Source organism: Sediminibacillus terrae (assembly GCF_009602435.1).
GTDB classification, from domain to species: domain Bacteria; phylum Bacillota; class Bacilli; order Bacillales; family Amphibacillaceae; genus Sediminibacillus; species Sediminibacillus terrae.
In genome coordinates this window covers 169,814-185,310 of the sequence record NZ_VZDQ01000021.1, presented here as the reverse complement: position 1 = coordinate 185,310, position 15,497 = coordinate 169,814, and the positions used below count along the sequence as shown (strand labels likewise).

At 45.6% G+C, this 15,497-nt stretch carries 16 protein-coding genes; 1 reads left to right on the top strand and 15 read right to left on the bottom strand.

The window, feature by feature from the left end; genetic code table 11:
- Positions 1-7 precede the first annotated feature (7 nt).
- The 9 genes from fabG to F6X55_RS06900 form a co-directional block, all read right to left on the bottom strand.
- Positions 8-748: a 3-oxoacyl-[acyl-carrier-protein] reductase gene (gene fabG, locus F6X55_RS06940; protein WP_026570396.1), complete on the bottom strand. Its 741-nt coding sequence runs from the start codon at positions 746-748 to the stop codon at positions 8-10.
- Positions 749-750: 2 nt separating this feature from the next.
- Complete coding sequence (gene fabD, locus F6X55_RS06935; protein ID WP_026771373.1) at positions 751-1,698, bottom strand: ACP S-malonyltransferase; 948 nt, start codon at positions 1,696-1,698, stop codon at positions 751-753.
- A gap of 1 nt (position 1,699) precedes the next feature.
- Positions 1,700-2,701, bottom strand: a complete 1,002-nt coding sequence (gene plsX / locus F6X55_RS06930; RefSeq protein WP_153462536.1) for a phosphate acyltransferase PlsX — start codon at positions 2,699-2,701, stop codon at positions 1,700-1,702.
- A gap of 4 nt (positions 2,702-2,705) precedes the next feature.
- Positions 2,706-3,278: a transcription factor FapR gene (fapR, locus tag F6X55_RS06925; protein WP_026570399.1), complete on the bottom strand. Its 573-nt coding sequence runs from the start codon at positions 3,276-3,278 to the stop codon at positions 2,706-2,708.
- Between the two features lie 92 nt (positions 3,279-3,370).
- Positions 3,371-5,407, bottom strand: a complete 2,037-nt coding sequence (gene recG, locus F6X55_RS06920) for an ATP-dependent DNA helicase RecG (protein ID WP_026570400.1) — start codon at positions 5,405-5,407, stop codon at positions 3,371-3,373.
- 5 nt (positions 5,408-5,412) lie between these two features.
- Entirely contained in the window at positions 5,413-6,297 is an 885-nt protein-coding gene (gene sdaAA / locus F6X55_RS06915; RefSeq protein WP_026570401.1) for an L-serine ammonia-lyase, iron-sulfur-dependent, subunit alpha, read from the bottom strand.
- A gap of 62 nt (positions 6,298-6,359) precedes the next feature.
- Positions 6,360-7,022, bottom strand: a complete 663-nt coding sequence (gene sdaAB / locus F6X55_RS06910; RefSeq protein WP_026570402.1) for an L-serine ammonia-lyase, iron-sulfur-dependent subunit beta — start codon at positions 7,020-7,022, stop codon at positions 6,360-6,362.
- A 162-nt stretch (positions 7,023-7,184) separates the two neighbouring features.
- Positions 7,185-8,849: a DAK2 domain-containing protein gene (locus F6X55_RS06905; protein ID WP_202616117.1), complete on the bottom strand. Its 1,665-nt coding sequence runs from the start codon at positions 8,847-8,849 to the stop codon at positions 7,185-7,187.
- Positions 8,850-8,963: 114 nt separating this feature from the next.
- Positions 8,964-9,326 (bottom strand): Asp23/Gls24 family envelope stress response protein, encoded by a 363-nt coding sequence (locus F6X55_RS06900; RefSeq protein WP_026570404.1) that lies wholly within the window; start codon positions 9,324-9,326, stop codon positions 8,964-8,966.
- Between the two features lie 225 nt (positions 9,327-9,551).
- On the opposite strand from F6X55_RS06900, the gene rpmB reads away from it, so the two are divergent.
- Positions 9,552-9,740, top strand: coding sequence for a 50S ribosomal protein L28 (gene rpmB, locus F6X55_RS06895; RefSeq protein ID WP_026570405.1), 189 nt, complete (start codon positions 9,552-9,554; stop codon positions 9,738-9,740).
- Positions 9,741-9,870: 130 nt separating this feature from the next.
- Here the strand turns inward: rpmB and spoVM are convergent, their stop codons facing one another.
- The 6 genes from spoVM to F6X55_RS06865 form a co-directional block, all read right to left on the bottom strand.
- Positions 9,871-9,951: a stage V sporulation protein SpoVM gene (spoVM, locus tag F6X55_RS06890; protein WP_035426727.1), complete on the bottom strand. Its 81-nt coding sequence runs from the start codon at positions 9,949-9,951 to the stop codon at positions 9,871-9,873.
- Between the two features lie 57 nt (positions 9,952-10,008).
- Entirely contained in the window at positions 10,009-10,662 is a 654-nt protein-coding gene (locus F6X55_RS06885) for a thiamine diphosphokinase (protein WP_026570406.1), read from the bottom strand.
- Positions 10,663-11,162: 500 nt separating this feature from the next.
- Entirely contained in the window at positions 11,163-11,816 is a 654-nt protein-coding gene (gene rpe, locus F6X55_RS06880) for a ribulose-phosphate 3-epimerase (protein ID WP_026570407.1), read from the bottom strand.
- 3 nt (positions 11,817-11,819) lie between these two features.
- Positions 11,820-12,704, bottom strand: a complete 885-nt coding sequence (gene rsgA, locus F6X55_RS06875) for a ribosome small subunit-dependent GTPase A (RefSeq protein WP_153462534.1) — start codon at positions 12,702-12,704, stop codon at positions 11,820-11,822.
- Positions 12,705-14,714 (bottom strand): Stk1 family PASTA domain-containing Ser/Thr kinase, encoded by a 2,010-nt coding sequence (pknB, locus tag F6X55_RS06870; RefSeq protein ID WP_026570409.1) that lies wholly within the window; start codon positions 14,712-14,714, stop codon positions 12,705-12,707.
- Complete coding sequence (locus tag F6X55_RS06865; protein ID WP_026570410.1) at positions 14,714-15,466, bottom strand: Stp1/IreP family PP2C-type Ser/Thr phosphatase; 753 nt, start codon at positions 15,464-15,466, stop codon at positions 14,714-14,716. The genes pknB and F6X55_RS06865 overlap by 1 nt, the downstream gene beginning before the upstream one ends.
- Positions 15,467-15,497: the final 31 nt, after the last annotated feature.

The window sequence follows — 15,497 nt, the reverse complement described above, 5'->3', positions numbered from 1 at the left end:
AGAGTTTTTACATCACCATACCGCCATCCACATGGATGGTTTGACCGGTAATGTAATCGGCATCCTCGGAAGCAAGAAAACGTACAACTTTTGCTACGTCTTCACCTTTCCCCAATTTCGCCAGCGGAATAAGATCCTGCATGCCTTGTCTCTGTTCATCTGTCAATTGATCAGTCATATCCGTTTCGATAAAACCGGGAGCAACCGCGTTTACCAAGATGTTTCTGGAAGCAAGCTCCTTAGCCGTGGATTTTGTCATCCCGATGACTCCTGCCTTCGCTGCCACGTAATTCGCTTGTCCCGGATTGCCACTTACACCAACGACAGAAGCGATATTGATGATCCGACCGCTTTTTTGTTTCATCATCTGGCGGGTGACACCTTTCGTACAAAGGAAGACACCTTTCAGGTTTGTGTCGATGACCTGATCGAATTCCTCTTCTTTCATTCTCATCAATAGATTATCTCTCGTGATTCCTGCATTATTCACAAGGATATCCAAGCTGCCGAAGGAATCGATCACATGTTTGATCATTTGTTTGACTTCCGTTTCATCTGCAACATTGGCCTTTACCTTGATGGCTTCTCCGCCTAGCGTTTCTATTTCCTTTACTACTTCTTCAGCCTTCGCTTCGTTTCCTGCAAAATTGACCGCAACTTTAGCCCCTTGTCTGGCAAGTTCCAGCGCAATTGCCTTTCCTATCCCTCTGGAAGCACCTGTCACTAATGCAGCTTTCCCATTTAGCATGCTCAAGATTCCTCCTTATACCATTCAACAAATGCCTGAAGTGATTCCGTATCTTGCACGGAAAAAGTTTTCATGCGTCTGTGGATTTTCTTTACGAGTCCTGTCAATACCTTTCCGTTGCCAACCTCGACAATCGCATCCAGCTCTTTATCCAGCATCGCTTCGATGATTTCCTGGAATCTTACTGGTGAATACAACTGTTGGACTAACAATTCTGCAATCTGTTCCCGTTCTGTCACAGGAGCTGCCGTAACATTCGCATAAACAGGGATTCTTGCATCGGTTAAATTTGCCTGTTGTAACTCTTCGGCGAACTTTTCAGCTGCAGGCTTCATCAAGCGAGAGTGAAATGGCCCGCTGACGTTAAGAGGTAGCACCCTTTTAACCCCATTTTCTTTCAGCTTTTCTCCAGCGGTTTCGATGCCCTGCTTTGTACCGGAAATCACTAGTTGACCAGGGCAGTTGTAATTTGCAGCATCGACAATCTCTCCTGTTTCTTCATTTACGGAATCAAGCACAGAGGTGATCGTCTCCATTTCACCGCCTAATACGGCCGCCATTGCTCCTTTACCTGCGGGAAAAGCCCTCTCCATCAGCCTCCCGCGCAACCGGACAAGCGGCAGCGCTTCTTCCAAGCTGATCGCTCCTGCCGATACGAGCGCGCTGTACTCTCCCAAACTGTGACCTGCTGTCATGACGGGTTCCACACCCTGTTCCTTTAATACGGAAGCTATAGCAGCACTGGTCAACAGCAAGGCGGGCTGTGCGTTTTCTGTTTGAGTCAACGTTTCCTGCGGTCCTTCGAACATGAGGGTCGTCAAGTCGTCGTCCAGTTGTTGATCCGCATTGCGGAACAATTGCCTAACCGATTCAAAGTTCTCGAATAAATCTCTTCCCATTCCGGCTTCCTGCGAACCTTGTCCCGGAAAAACAAAAGCAACACGTTTCATGTTATTCCTCCTCTTCCAACTGCATTTCTTTTATCGTTTTTTCAATCGTTTCTGTAACATTTAACTCGACCATATTGCGTGCTTGTTTGACAGCATTATAGATAGCCCTGCCATTGGATGAACCATGGGCTTTGATGACCGGCGCCGCCAATCCGAACAAGCCTGCCCCACCATACTCAGAATAATCCAGCTTGTCCTTCAATTCCTTCAGCTCCGCTTTTACCAAGCCGGCTGCCAATTTGGATTTCCAGTTTGACATGAACGTTTGTTTCAGCATGGAAAACATCGTCATCGCCGTTCCTTCAATCGTTTTTAAGGCAATGTTCCCGTTAAACCCATCGGTTACTACTACATCAGCAGCACCTTCGAGCAAGTCCCTCGCTTCCACATTTCCCACAAAGTGAATCGGCGCGTTTGTAAGTTCAGTAAAAGCACGCTTCGTCAAATCATTTCCTTTTCCGTCCTCGGTCCCGACATTCAAAAGACCGACACGGGGATTGTCTATCTTTCGGACCTTTTCGGAATAAACGGATCCCATTATTGCATATTGCACCAAATGGATTGGCTTTGCATCGACGTTTGCTCCCACATCAAGCAATAAAAAGCCGCCGCCATCCTTGGTGGGCAATGTCGGACTTAAAGCTGGACGATCGATCCCTTGCATTCGCCCTACCACAAATAAACCGGCACTCATCAATGCTCCGGTATTTCCAGCTGATATGCAAGCATCTGCTTTACGTTGTTTTACTTCCTCCGCCATTAATACCATAGAGGAGTTTTTTTTGCGCCTTACTGCCCGGACGGGTTCATCTTCTCCGGTGATCATTTCCGTAGTATGTATCACATGTATTCTTTCCGCACCTTTTAACAGTGGGGATATTTTTTCCTCGTCCCCTATCAGGGTCACTTCCAAATCCCGCCATTCTTTCACGGCCTCGATCGCTCCGGAAACAATTTCATCTGGGGCATTGTCGCCCCCCATTGCATCAATTGCTATCTTCATTGACTTACTCTCCTTTTTGATGATGGGAACGGAACATCAGGAAGTCACCAGAAAACACTTTTTCATTTTCAACAAAACTGTTGACCTCCACGATTGTTCTCCCTTTCGCATCATTACCACTCACCGCCGCCTTGGAAATCACTCTTTCACCTTGCTTCACCTGTCTGGTGAATTTGATTTCCGCTTTCGCTGTCAAAGCCAGTTCATCATTGATCACAGCGACTGCCAGAGAGTTTGCTTGCGCAAATAAATGATGCCCCCTCGCAATGCGGTTTCTGGAAAAAACATGCTCGCTGCCGATGTCCAATATTGAAATCGCCCGCACATCCAGCTCCAAATCGATCACTTCCCCGATTACTTCGTCAATTGGCAGAGCTTTCACGGTTTCATTCCATTGACTGGCAGCGACCGATTTAATCCGCTCGCGTAGTTCTGGTATCGACATTTCCATCCGGTCAAGCCGGATTGTTTGTATGCTGACTGCGAATTTTTTGGCCAGCTCTTCATCCGTTATGAAAGGCGTATCTTCTATTGTTTGTTTCAACAGCTGCTGCCTTTCCTTTTTCGTTCGCTTCATCTCTCCACCGTCCAAATTATGACTAGGTACTAATAGTAATATATAATACCAAATGCGAATATGCAAGCATAAATCACCTGATCAACTGGTCCTCAGTCGAGGGTTTCTCCCTTGACGATTTTATCGTTATATACTTGCATGGCAAGCTGTTTGAATTGCGGGTCTTCATCAAGTGAACCTGATTCCAGGATTTTTTGTGCGTCCATTCTTGCTGTTTCCAACGCCCGGTAATCATGGACCATGTCAGCGACTCTGAATTCAGGTATTCCGCTTTGTTTTTTGCCGAAAAAGTCACCGGGGCCACGGAGTTTCAGGTCTTCTTCCGACAACTCAAAGCCGTTTGCCGTTTCGGTCATGATTTTCATCCGCTCTTTTCCGACCTCTCCTTTTGGATCGGCCACTAAAATACAGTAACTCTGGGCTTCTCCTCTGCCCACACGCCCTCTCAGCTGGTGAAGTTGGGATAACCCAAACCTTTCAGCATCATAAATGACCATGACACTTGCGTTGGGCACATTTACCCCTACTTCCACTACAGTGGTGGAGACTAACACTTGAATGTCATTGACAGCAAACTCCCGCATGACCTCCTCTTTTTCGTCGGAAGGAAGCCTGCCATGCATCAAGCCGACATTGGTTTTTGGAGCATAAATCTCTTTTAATTGCTCATAAAGTTCGACGGCATTTTGAATGTCCAATTTGTCAGACTCTTCGATCAGAGGACAAATAACATATGCCTGGTGACCGTTGTCGACTTCTTTTTGGATGAATTGCAAGACTCTGTCGAGCATGTTTTCTTTTACCCAGTAAGTTTCAACCTGCTTTCTTCCTGACGGCATCTCATCGATAATGGACACATCCATGTCACCAAAAGCCGTGATAGCCAAAGTGCGCGGAATAGGGGTCGCAGTCATGAACAAAACGTCGGGATGAAGTCCTTTATCCCTCAAAATGCGTCTTTGTTCCACACCGAACCGATGCTGTTCATCGACTATGACAAGGCCAAGGTCCCTGAAGTGAACCTCGTCCTGGATCAAAGCATGCGTACCGACTATGATATCCGCTTTTTTCGCGGCGATTTCTTGCAGAATTTGCTTTCTTCTCTTTCCTTTGACAGAGCCAGTCAGCAATACAACAGTTGCCTGATCGGCAAACAATTCTGTCAAGGATTGAAAATGTTGTTCGGCCAGAATTTCCGTCGGGACCATTAACGCCCCCTGTTTCCCTGCAGTAATTGCAGCATACAAGGCAATGGCCGCAACAGCGGTTTTCCCGGAACCGACATCCCCCTGCAACAAACGGTTCATCCGGTATGGGGATTGCAAGTCCTTCAAGATTTCTTCAAGTGAACGAATTTGGGCGGCGGTTAGCCGGAAAGGGAGTCGTTCGACAAATTCATCCACGGCTCCTTTTTCATACTCGAGGCTGTTTCCATGCGTGGATTCCCGCTTACGCTTCCTGAGCAGCTGCATTTTCAATTGAAAAAGCAAAAACTCCTCATACGTGAACCGCCTTCTAGCATGTTTCAAGACCTGGTGGTTATCAGGAAAGTGCATTTGCTTCACGGCTTCCAAGCGGCCTGGAAGTTTATATGCAGACAAATAGTCCTGAGGCAAAATCTCCTGGAGACTATCCTGAAATTGAGATAGTGCTGTAGTGACAGCCTTTTTGATCTGAAGGTTGGAAACATCACTTTTCAGGGCATAGACTGGTTGTATTTTTGCGTCGCTTTTTGCACTGCCCTTCTTGTAATTACTGACAGTTATTTGCAGGCGATGTTGATCCCACTTTCCTGTCACCGTCACTAGATCTCCGACCTGCAATTGCTTCTTGGCAAACGATCGATTGAACATGACAGCTTTGACTGTCACATGTTCTACTTGTAAATTAAATGAAAGACGCGACTTTCTTTTTCCATAAAAAGCAAGGGAAGGTTCACTGATCACCTCTCCCTCGATGGTTACCTTGTCATTGTGCAACAGTTCACTTAGCGGTTTTATTTCATATACGTCGTACCGGGAAGGAAAGTAAAACAGCAGATCTTCTATAGTGTGAATCCCTAAGCTGTTCAACCCTTGCCCCAACTTTTCTCCGATTCCTTTCACATTTGTTACCGGGTCATTCAACAAGGTATTCACTCTTTCTTCATAGGAATTCCGTATATCTTGGCTTCCAGCGCACGGCCGGTAGGAGTGGCAGCCAATCCGCCTTCAGCCGTTTCTCTATGAGCCGAAGGCATAGCTCTGCCTATCCGATACATCGCACCGATCACTTCATCACACGGTATCCGGCTCGTAACTCCCGCCAATGCCATATCCGCAGATACGATTGCATTGGACGCACCCGCTGCATTTCGTTTTACGCAGGGAACTTCTACAAGGCCGGCAACTGGATCGCAAACCAGCCCAAGCATGTTTTTCAACGTAATAGCAAACGCATCGGCACTTTGTTGCGGGGTGCCTCCTGCCATTTCCACGATTGCCGCGGCCGCCATGGCAGCCGCAGAACCCACTTCGGCTTGACATCCGCCTGCGGCTCCCGATATAGAAGCGTTGTTGGCTACGACAAAGCCGAATGCGCCAGCCGTAAAGAGATAACGTATCATTTCTTCCCTTGTTGGATGAAGACGGTTTTTAACAGCGAACAGGGTACCCGGTACACAGCCTGCACTTCCGGCAGTCGGTGTGGCGCATATGGTGCCCATTGCTGCGTTAACCTCGTTAGTAGCAACCGCCTTGCTCACTGCATCCAAAAGAAGCTCTCCAGATAACGGTTGCTTTTCCTGAAGGTACTTTTGCAAGAGGACAGCATCTCCGCCAGTCAGACCAGAATGAGACTTTACTCCTTGGAGTCCTTCTTCCACAGCTTTTTCCATGACCGACAGGTTTGTTTCCATTTGGGCGAAAACTTCTTCCCTAGTTTTATCTTTTACGTCCATTTCCTGACGTATCATCACTTCTGAAATTTTAATGTTTTCGTTTTCTGCAATTTCGACTAGTTCAGCAGCATTTCGGAACACATGTAAAACTCCTCTCTGTTGATAACTGCGTTTGACTGCTTCGCAAATACAGACCTGCTCTATCAATCTATGATTTTAGACAATTGAAGAATATGCGAAGCATTTTCCAATTCACGCATTACCGTTTCTTCTACGTTTTGGTCCACTTCAATGACCATGAGTGCCTCTTTCCCAACATCCTTACGCGAAACTTCCATCCGACCGATGTTGATCTCATGTTTGGCAAGTATCTGTGTTACGGAAGCAATCGCACCATGACGGTCGTTGTGCATCACAAGAATAGCGGGATGGTTCCCGGACAAATTCAACTCGAAGCCATTCAATTCTGTTATCTCGGCCTTTCCCCCGCCTATGGAAATGCCTACAAGTTCTAGGTCTCCCTCGCCGTCACCGATTTTGATCCGGGCGGTATTAGGGTGTTCTGTGGCAGCTTCATCCTCGTGAAAGGAAATTTTCATTCCCTTTTTTTCCGCCGTTTCGATCGATTTGCCTATACGCTGATCGTCCGTATCATAGTCCAATAAACCACCAACAATAGCTACATCTGTCCCATGGCCTTTATATGTCTTGGCGAACGATCCATAGAGATGTATTTCCGCCCACGCAGGTTCCCTTCCGAACAAATTTCTTGCAGCTCTTCCGATCCGGGCGGCACCTGCAGTGTGCGAACTGGATGGACCAACCATTACCGGGCCGATGATATCAAACACAGATTTGTATTTCATACTTCCATCTCCTTCCCCTTTTATTGTAAAGGCTTCCGCTTACGAATACCAGCCAATTATCCGTAATAAAACCGTTGACAGACGGTTTCCGGCCAAGTTGTAGCACAGCTTGGCAACGGGCAAAAAAAGCCCTCTCCCAAACGAGGGGAGGGCTTTGCTTTTTTATTCGACCGCTATGATAAATGCATATATAGGTTGATCACCTTCATGAATCTCGACTTCTAAATCTTCAAAGTTCTCTGCTAAAAAGGTTTCAAGAGCTTCCACTTCTTCCTGGTCAGCGTCTTCTCCCTGCAAAATGGTGACAATTTCATCGTCTTCGTCTATCATTTCATGCAGCAAATCCTGTACCGTTTTAAGCTTGTCCTTATTCGTGGATTTGATTTTTCCATCCGCAAGGCCCATAAAACTACCGTTCTCGATAGAAAGGCCATCGATTTGCGTATCCCTTACAGCATAGGTTACCTGGCCGGTTTTTACATGTTTGCTTGCTTCCAACATGTTTGTCTGATTTTGTTCGAGTGTAGCATCCGGATGAAAGGCCAACAACGAACTCATGCCTTGCGGGATGGTTTTCGTGGCTACGACAGCTACATTTTCTTCCGCAAGATCGGCGGCCTGTTCTGCTGCCATGACAATGTTTTTGTTATTTGGCAGAACAATCACATTCCGTGCATTTGCTTGTTTAATGGCATCGGCAATATCTTGTGTACTTGGGTTCATCGTCTGTCCGCCTTGAATGACAACCGTTGCCCCCAGACTTTCCAGCAATGCTTTGAGTCCATTTCCCATGGCCACCGACACAATTCCATATTCAGCCGGCCCATCGGTATGCTTCCGTTTCTTTTTCTCGCCGACAATCGAAGTATGTTGTTCCCTCATGTTTTCAATTTTCAAATTAATCAAGCTGCCAAACCGTTGACCAAGTGTCAAAACTTCTCCCGGGTATTCAGCGTGAATGTGAACCTTGACGATTTCCTCATCAGACACGACCAAAAGGGAATCGCCGTGTTCCCCTAATTCATTACGGAAGGTTTCTTCATCGAACGGGTGGTCCTTCATTTTTTCTTCTTCGAGTTTTACCATGAATTCGGTACAATATCCAAAGGTGATATCCTCTGTATCCATGAAATCCTGCGCCATTTTGTGATGCTCGGCATTCACCAAGTCATCTAAATCGACGGTGGACCCAGTGGATTCTGGAAGTTCTTCTCCTTTCAAGGAGGCAAGCATCCCTTCATAGATAGTTACCAATCCCTGACCGCCGCTGTCCACTACTCCGACTTCTTTCAGGACAGGAAGCAGTTCAGGCGTCCGCTTCAGAGATGCTTTCGCTTCGTCCAACACTTCTTCCAGAAATTCCGTCATGTCTTCAGCGGCCGGCGCTGCCTCCGTCGCCTTAGCTGCTGCATCTTTGGCAACTGTCAATATTGTTCCTTCAACCGGCTTCATTACTGCTTTATAGGCTGTTTTGACACCCATTTCTAAACCTTCCGCAAATGCAGCGGCATCCAACAAAGCTTTTCCTTCTATGCCTTTGGCGAATCCCCGGAACAGTTGAGAAAGGATAACCCCTGAGTTGCCCCTCGCCCCCATCAATAATCCCTTGGACAATGCCTGGGCGATTTCCCCAGCTTGATCCGAATCGGTGTTTTTAACCTCATTCGCCCCAGAGGTCATCGATAAATTCATATTTGTCCCTGTATCTCCGTCTGGTACAGGAAATACATTGAGAGAATCAATCATTTTCGCATTATTCGTCAGGTGCTGAGATCCCGCCAATACCATTTGGGCAAAAGCAGCACCGTCTATTGTCCGTACCGTCACTAAAACTTCCTCCTTCTATCAACTAACTGGACAGCTGTCCAACCTTCCAATTGTCCGGCTGGTTACCTGCCTTTCTTTTTAAGTACGTGGATTATCCACAGCAATATACTCTTTTCAATCAATCGTCACCCGCACGCCCTGGATGTAAATGTTTACCGAATTGACTGACAATCCCAATGTCTTGTCGAGTGTGTATTTCACCTGTGATTGGACATTATGGGCTACTTCGGAAATTTTTGTTCCGTAGCTGACAATAATGTACATATCTATATGAAGATTTTCCCCATCCTGCCTTACTACAACACCCCGGGAAAAGTTTTCTTTTCGAAGAATTTCCGCCAATCCATCTCTAAGTTGGTTTTTAGAGGCCATGCCAACAATGCCATAGCATTCAATTGCCGCTCCTCCAGCTACGGTGGAGACAACATCATTGGTTATCGTTACGTGACCATCCTTTGTCGTGAGTTCAATGGACATCATGACTCCTCCTTGTTTCTAAAAGTCTAAAGTAATTTTATTATAACATAAGCCAGATGAAAGCAGTTTCACATTATACAAACCCCTTTATACAATGGACGAAAACAAACCATCTGTCAAGCTGATTTTCTTGATATTGCGAGAAAACAATAATTGCATTATTCGATGGCATATGATAAATTGTATAAGTATGTGAAGATATTTACGGTTTTAGGAGGGATAAACATGGGACGTAAATGTGTTGTTACAGGTCGTACAACTCGTTCAGGTAATACCCGTTCTCATGCCATGAACGCGAATAAACGTAATTGGAAAGCGAATGTTCAAAAAGTGCGCATTATGGTAGATGGCAAGCCGAAACGTGTATATGTTTCTGCTCGTGCATTGAAATCTGGTAAAGTTGAACGCGTATAATGTAGACATTCAGTAATGCATGCGTTCTGCAGAACGCATGCATTATTAAAATGGTTGAAAGCAAAAAGCACCCTGTCCGGGTGCTTTTTGCTTTTTCCATAATGAGCTACAGACGTTACTGTTCAACTGCTCAATCTTTTTTAATGGTACCGATGAGTGCTCGGACAAATCCTCCTATGAACCTCGGGAGTTTAAAGGTATAGAACTTCATGAAATCCCCCTCCTCTTTTCCGGATGGCTGCGCAGTCACTTTGTACAGTATATGACTTTATTCATCTATAAGTACATCACGGCTCTTTATAATCATTAATATGCCTTCACTGAAAGAAAAAGTACCTTTTTCTGAAAGAAGCTGGTTGGACATGCATAAGGTGGATCCCCACTCCAAGTATCCACTTTCCAATGGATAGTAGAAATGTTGCAAAGTTAATTCGCTGACGCTGTGTGTAAAGGGCAGAAAAGAAATATAAGGGTACATATTGTCTTTCCTGACTTGAATGGTTCCCGGAAAAGCAAGGGAAATTTTGTTTCCTTTATCGATGATTGTTCCCTGGATGTTTTGTTTTTCCAACCTGTATAGTTGCTGTACATTGGCCAAGCTGTGGTCCAGTCGTCCGCCGGTCACGCCAAAGAAGTAAATGGATGAACCTTTCCGTTGGAGCGCTTCCAGTACCGCCAGCTCCAAATCGGTCTCATCCTTTTCAGGCGGGAAAACTTTCACTTCCCTGGCATAAGCCCGTATCATCTTCAATTCTTCCTTTGTGACGGAATCAAAATCACCTAAAGCCAAATCAGGACTCATACCTTGTTGAATGAGTGTAACAGCCCCTTTATCGGCTCCGATCCAACATGTCACATCCGGATATGCTTTCAAGTCGGGGACATAGCTTTCAGGACCCCCTCCTACGATTCCAATTGCCATACAATACTTTTCTCCTTTGCAGTGAAAATTGCTGATTGCCGCCCAACCTTCCGAACATCCCGACACTGCCTCATGGCAGGATAGAAAAAGAACGACTACATGCATTCTGGTGGTTATGTAAGGGAAAACTAAAGGAACTATATTCCGATATTTTCTTTCACCCTGTTGTTTGATGATTGCTTTTCAGCGCTCCTGTCTGCTATTTAAAGATCATCTGTAACATCTGATGATGTGATTTCCACTCCACCAACTCTTTATCGCAAGGCTTCTTCCGTCAACGGTAAATGTTTCAAGTTATATGGAGACGCATAAGAAAATCGAACGAGTTCGATTTTTTCGAGTACTCGTTCGGATTTCCTCTGGATCTTCCAGTAGTTTATAAACAGGTCATGCCTGCCGCAGTACAGCTTCTGCACCCTCCCGTCCAGAGTTCAAGCCCTTGTCTTATTGAAGAAAACAATAAGCTTTTTTCGGGCTGCAACACGGTATAACGAGCTTTCTTAGCAGGAATTTCTTATTTCTTGGATCGCTTGTCGTCTATCTTCTTTTGAGAAAACCGCACTTCCTGCCACGAGCACATCCGCTCCTGCATTTACACAATCGGCTGCTGTTTCAGCATTTACTCCTCCATCCACTTCGATTTCAAAATCCAAATTCATTTCTTTTCGCCATTCCGAAATCGTCTTCACTTTTTCCAAAACTTCGGATATAAAGCTTTGGCCTCCAAAACCTGGATTAACGGTCATCAATAATACGAGGTCTACATGTTGCAAGACTGGCTTGATAAAATCCGCGGGTGTAGCTGGATTGATAACGACTCCTGCTTTCACATCGGCTTTCTTTATCAGTTGCAGTGTACGGTGCAAATGGGTGCACGTCTCCTGATGCACAGTGAGAATATCCGCCCCGGCATCTGCAAAGGCCTGGATATACTGTTCAGGCTGCTCGATCATTAAATGGACGTCAAGCGGCAGGCTTGTAACGGGCCGGATTGCATCTACGACCAGTGGACCTATTGTGATATTCGGAACATAATGACCATCCATCACATCCACGTGGATATAGTCGGCACCTGCAGCTTCAACCTCTTCTATCTCTTCCTTCAATTTTGCGAAATCCGCTGATAAAATCGATGGTGCTATTTTCACGCTCATTAGTTAGTACCTCGGCTTTCTATTCTGAATTTCTTCTATAAATTGCAAGTAATGTTGATACCTGTACTCCGGAATTTCATTTGCCTCCACAGCAGCTTTCACTGCACATTTAGGCTCTTTGAAATGCATGCATCCCCGGAATTTACAGTCCCCCTGTCTTTTTCTCATTTCCGGGAAGCTGTCGGGGAGATCCTCCAGCTCGATTTCTGTGAAATCCAGCGAACTGAACCCAGGCGTATCTGCCACCAACCCATTGTTTATTTCTACCAATTCAACATGTCTAGTGGTGTGTTTGCCCCGACCGAGACTTTCCGAGATTTCATTTGTTTCCAAATTAAGACATGGATTTACCGCATTTAGGAAAGAAGACTTCCCTACACCGGACTGTCCGGCAATCACGGATATTTTTCCTGTGATCATCTTTTCCACACTGGCCAAGCCTTCCTCCTGTTTCGAGGAAACCGGCTGGACAAAGTATCCTATTTTTTGGTAATCCTCTCGATAGCGTTCAATAACTGCCGTTTTTTGCTGATCAAGCATATCCATTTTGGATATAAGAATGATCGGCTGGATATGTTTAGACTCTATCAACACAAGAAAACGATCGAGCAAAAGTGTGCTAAAATCGGGTTTTACCGCGGAAACCACAATGATAGCTTGATCAATATTAGCTACTGGCGGCCTTACCAGTTCATTCTTTCTCGGTTGGATATCCACGACATACCCTTCTCCAGGATTGCTTTCCTCGAATTCCACCATATCCCCAACCAGAGGATTGATTTTGTTTTTCCGAAAAACCCCTCTGCCGCGGCATTGGAATACATCGCCGTTTTCTGCTTTCACATAATAAAAGCCGCTCAATGCCTTTATGATCTTGCCCGCTGTCATTTAGTCACCTTCCCCGTCCTCATATGGAACTGTTTTCTCGATTATCATTTCATCATCTCGCATGACGCGGTATTCCGCATCCTCTCCTGGAGGAATCGTCAGTTTGATTGTGAACTCTGTATCTTCCGTTATCGTTTCCTCTTTAAAGAGTTCTGTGATATCACGATCCAGATCACCGACATAGATCCTCACTTCCTGTTCAGGCTTTTCTTCCTGTTGTTCGTCGTCCGGAATCGATTCATCTCCTGTATAAGGCACAGTAAAAGTAACGGAATGGTTAATCGGCGGCTTTTCTTCCGGACCAGTGGAGACGAAAATTTCCACTTCAGATTCCAGCGTGACATCACTATATGGTTCCGGTTTCTGGCGAATGACATTTCCTTCTTTCACATCTTCAGAATGCTCTTCCGAAACAGCCACCCGCAGCCCCTCGTCTTCAATGGCTTCTCGTGCCTCTGATTCAGTCATCCCTTCATAGGATGGCAATGTAACAGTTTCTGGACCTTTGCTTATTTCAAAAATGACATTCGTTTCATCCGGCACTACTTCTGCATCCGGCTGAGGTTGTATCTGTGTGATAATCTCACCAACTGGTCTATCGGAAAACTTTTCATATGCATTGATATTTTTATAACCGGACTGTTCCAGCAGACTTTCCACTTGACTGAAATCCCTGCCGATATAATCATCAAAAGTAACTTTTTCCTTCCCGTCACTTGTAAAGACGGTCACTGTGGACCCTTCTTTTACGGTCGTTCCCGCTTCCGGATCGGTGCTGATGACACTTCCTTCAGGAACTTCATCCGAAAACATGGCTTCACGTTCCACTTCCAAATTAAGATCATCCAGCTTGCTTAAAGCTTCTTCGTATTCCATTCCGCTTACATCGATTAATTCAACATCTTTGGGCTGCAGAAGGCCTGGTATGAAAAACAAAGCCGCAATTATGCCGCCCAAAAGGACAAACATGCAAATGGCAACCCATATGAGAGTCTTTTTGCGTTTTCGCTTTTTATTCTTTTTCTGCTTCTTATTCTTTTTATCTTTTGCACCGTTGTTTTTCGTATTGTCGTGCACGATGGTTTCTTCCGTGGATTTTGTTTGGAATGTGTCCTCTGTAATGATTGGAATCGCTTTTGTTTCTTCCCCGTTTTCGTCTGGCGTCTTGAATATTTCCTCATCCATTCTTTCCGGGTCCAGAGCTGTTTCCAAATCTTCTTCCATTTCATGCACCGTTTCATAACGATAGAAGGGGTCCTTTGTAGTTGATTTCAAAACGATGTTCTCGACACTTTGTGGTATGTCAGGCTCCCATCTTTTCACAGACGGCGTTTCACTCTGTAAGTGCTTCAAAGCGATGGAAACTGCCGATTGACCAGAAAAAGGCAATCGACCGGTCAAAAGTTCAAACAGGACGATTCCCAGCGAGTATATATCTGATTTTTTATTTGCCATTCCCCCTCGCGCCTGTTCCGGTGACAAATAATGGACCGAACCAAGCACGGAATTGGTCTGCGTCAATGAAGTGGCACTCAACGCAACGGCAATGCCGAAATCCGTAACTTTCACATTTCCATAACTGTCGATCAGGATATTCTGCGGCTTGATATCACGATGCACAATATCATTGGCATGGGCGTGGGTAATCGCAGACGTGACTTGTTTCATAATGGTTATAGCTTCATCGACAGCGATAGGGCCATACGTTTGTATGTATTTTTTCAGCGTCATCCCATCTACATATTCCATTACCATATAATAAATGCCTTCTTCTTCCCCGACGTCATAAATATTGACGATGTTCGGGTGGGAAAGGCTTGTTGCCGAATGTGCCTCCCGATGGAACCTTGCAATAAATTCGTCATCATTGGCATATTCCAGCCGCAACACCTTGATGGCAACATCCCGCTCAAGGATGATGTCCCTGGCAAGGTAGACATTTGCCATTCCTCCGCCACCGATCGTTTGCTTTATTTTATATCTTTCATTCAAAATTCTCCCGTTCAGCACTATGATTCACCTTCTCCCGATGAATCATAATCCACCAGTACCACGGAAATATTGTCCTCCCCGCCTCGTTCATTGGCCATATCGATCAATTGCCGGGCAGAATCTTGAAGAACTTCGGAGCTGCTCAACACTCCTTCTAATTCCTCATCACTCAATTTATTTGTCAAACCATCAGAGCAAAGGAGCAACTTATCCCCCTTGTCCCATCCAATCGACTGAATGTCAGCCTGAACGCTCTCTTCTGTTCCAAGAGCTTTCAATAAAACATTTTTCCTTGGATGATGTTCAGCATCATCCTTCGAGATTTGGCCGGAACGGACTAATTCGTTGACCAATGAATGGTCTTCGGTAACCTGTTTAAACCCCTGTTCGTTTATCAGGTAACATCTACTATCTCCTACATGGGCTATCGTAATGAAATCTTGGGCACAGATAACAGCCACTATGGTCGTTCCCATCCCCTCACATTCTTCATGGCCACGGGAATAATCCAAAATAGATTGATTGACTCGCAACAGCGTGTCGTCCAGCCATGACTCGGCATCTTCCGGAGAAGCAAGTTCAGCTGTTTCTTTCCATATATCGCTTAGCAAGGAGGTCGCCATTTGACTTGCCACATCGCCGGCTTTATGGCCCCCCATGCCATCTGCTATCACAGCCAACCCTTGACCGCCCGCGTTGCTGAAATAGCCGCCGGCATCTTCGTTGTGCGCCCTGACTTTCCCTTGATCGGTCGAATAATAACCGTTCATTCGCTCACCTTCTCTCCTCAAGCATAACTTC

Excerpts from the sequence above, each read along its gene's own strand:
- fabG (WP_026570396.1), bottom strand. The coding sequence starts at position 748 with ATGCTAAATGGGAAAGCTGCATTAGTGACAGGTGCTTCCAGAGGGATA.
- fabD (WP_026771373.1), bottom strand. The coding sequence starts at position 1,698 with ATGAAACGTGTTGCTTTTGTTTTTCCGGGACAAGGTTCGCAGGAAGCC.
- plsX (WP_153462536.1), bottom strand. The coding sequence starts at position 2,701 with ATGAAGATAGCAATTGATGCAATGGGGGGCGACAATGCCCCAGATGAA.
- fapR (WP_026570399.1), bottom strand. The coding sequence starts at position 3,278 with ATGAAGCGAACGAAAAAGGAAAGGCAGCAGCTGTTGAAACAAACAATA.
- sdaAB (WP_026570402.1), bottom strand. The coding sequence starts at position 7,022 with ATGAAATACAAATCTGTGTTTGATATCATCGGCCCGGTAATGGTTGGT.
- F6X55_RS06900 (WP_026570404.1), bottom strand. The coding sequence starts at position 9,326 with ATGTCCATTGAACTCACGACAAAGGATGGTCACGTAACGATAACCAAT.
- rpmB (WP_026570405.1), top strand. The coding sequence starts at position 9,552 with ATGGGACGTAAATGTGTTGTTACAGGTCGTACAACTCGTTCAGGTAAT.
- spoVM (WP_035426727.1), bottom strand. The coding sequence starts at position 9,951 with ATGAAGTTCTATACCTTTAAACTCCCGAGGTTCATAGGAGGATTTGTC.
- F6X55_RS06885 (WP_026570406.1), bottom strand. The coding sequence starts at position 10,662 with ATGGCAATTGGAATCGTAGGAGGGGGTCCTGAAAGCTATGTCCCCGAC.
- rpe (WP_026570407.1), bottom strand. The coding sequence starts at position 11,816 with ATGAGCGTGAAAATAGCACCATCGATTTTATCAGCGGATTTCGCAAAA.
- rsgA (WP_153462534.1), bottom strand. The coding sequence starts at position 12,704 with ATGACAGCGGGCAAGATCATAAAGGCATTGAGCGGCTTTTATTATGTG.
- F6X55_RS06865 (WP_026570410.1), bottom strand. The coding sequence starts at position 15,466 with ATGAACGGTTATTATTCGACCGATCAAGGGAAAGTCAGGGCGCACAAC.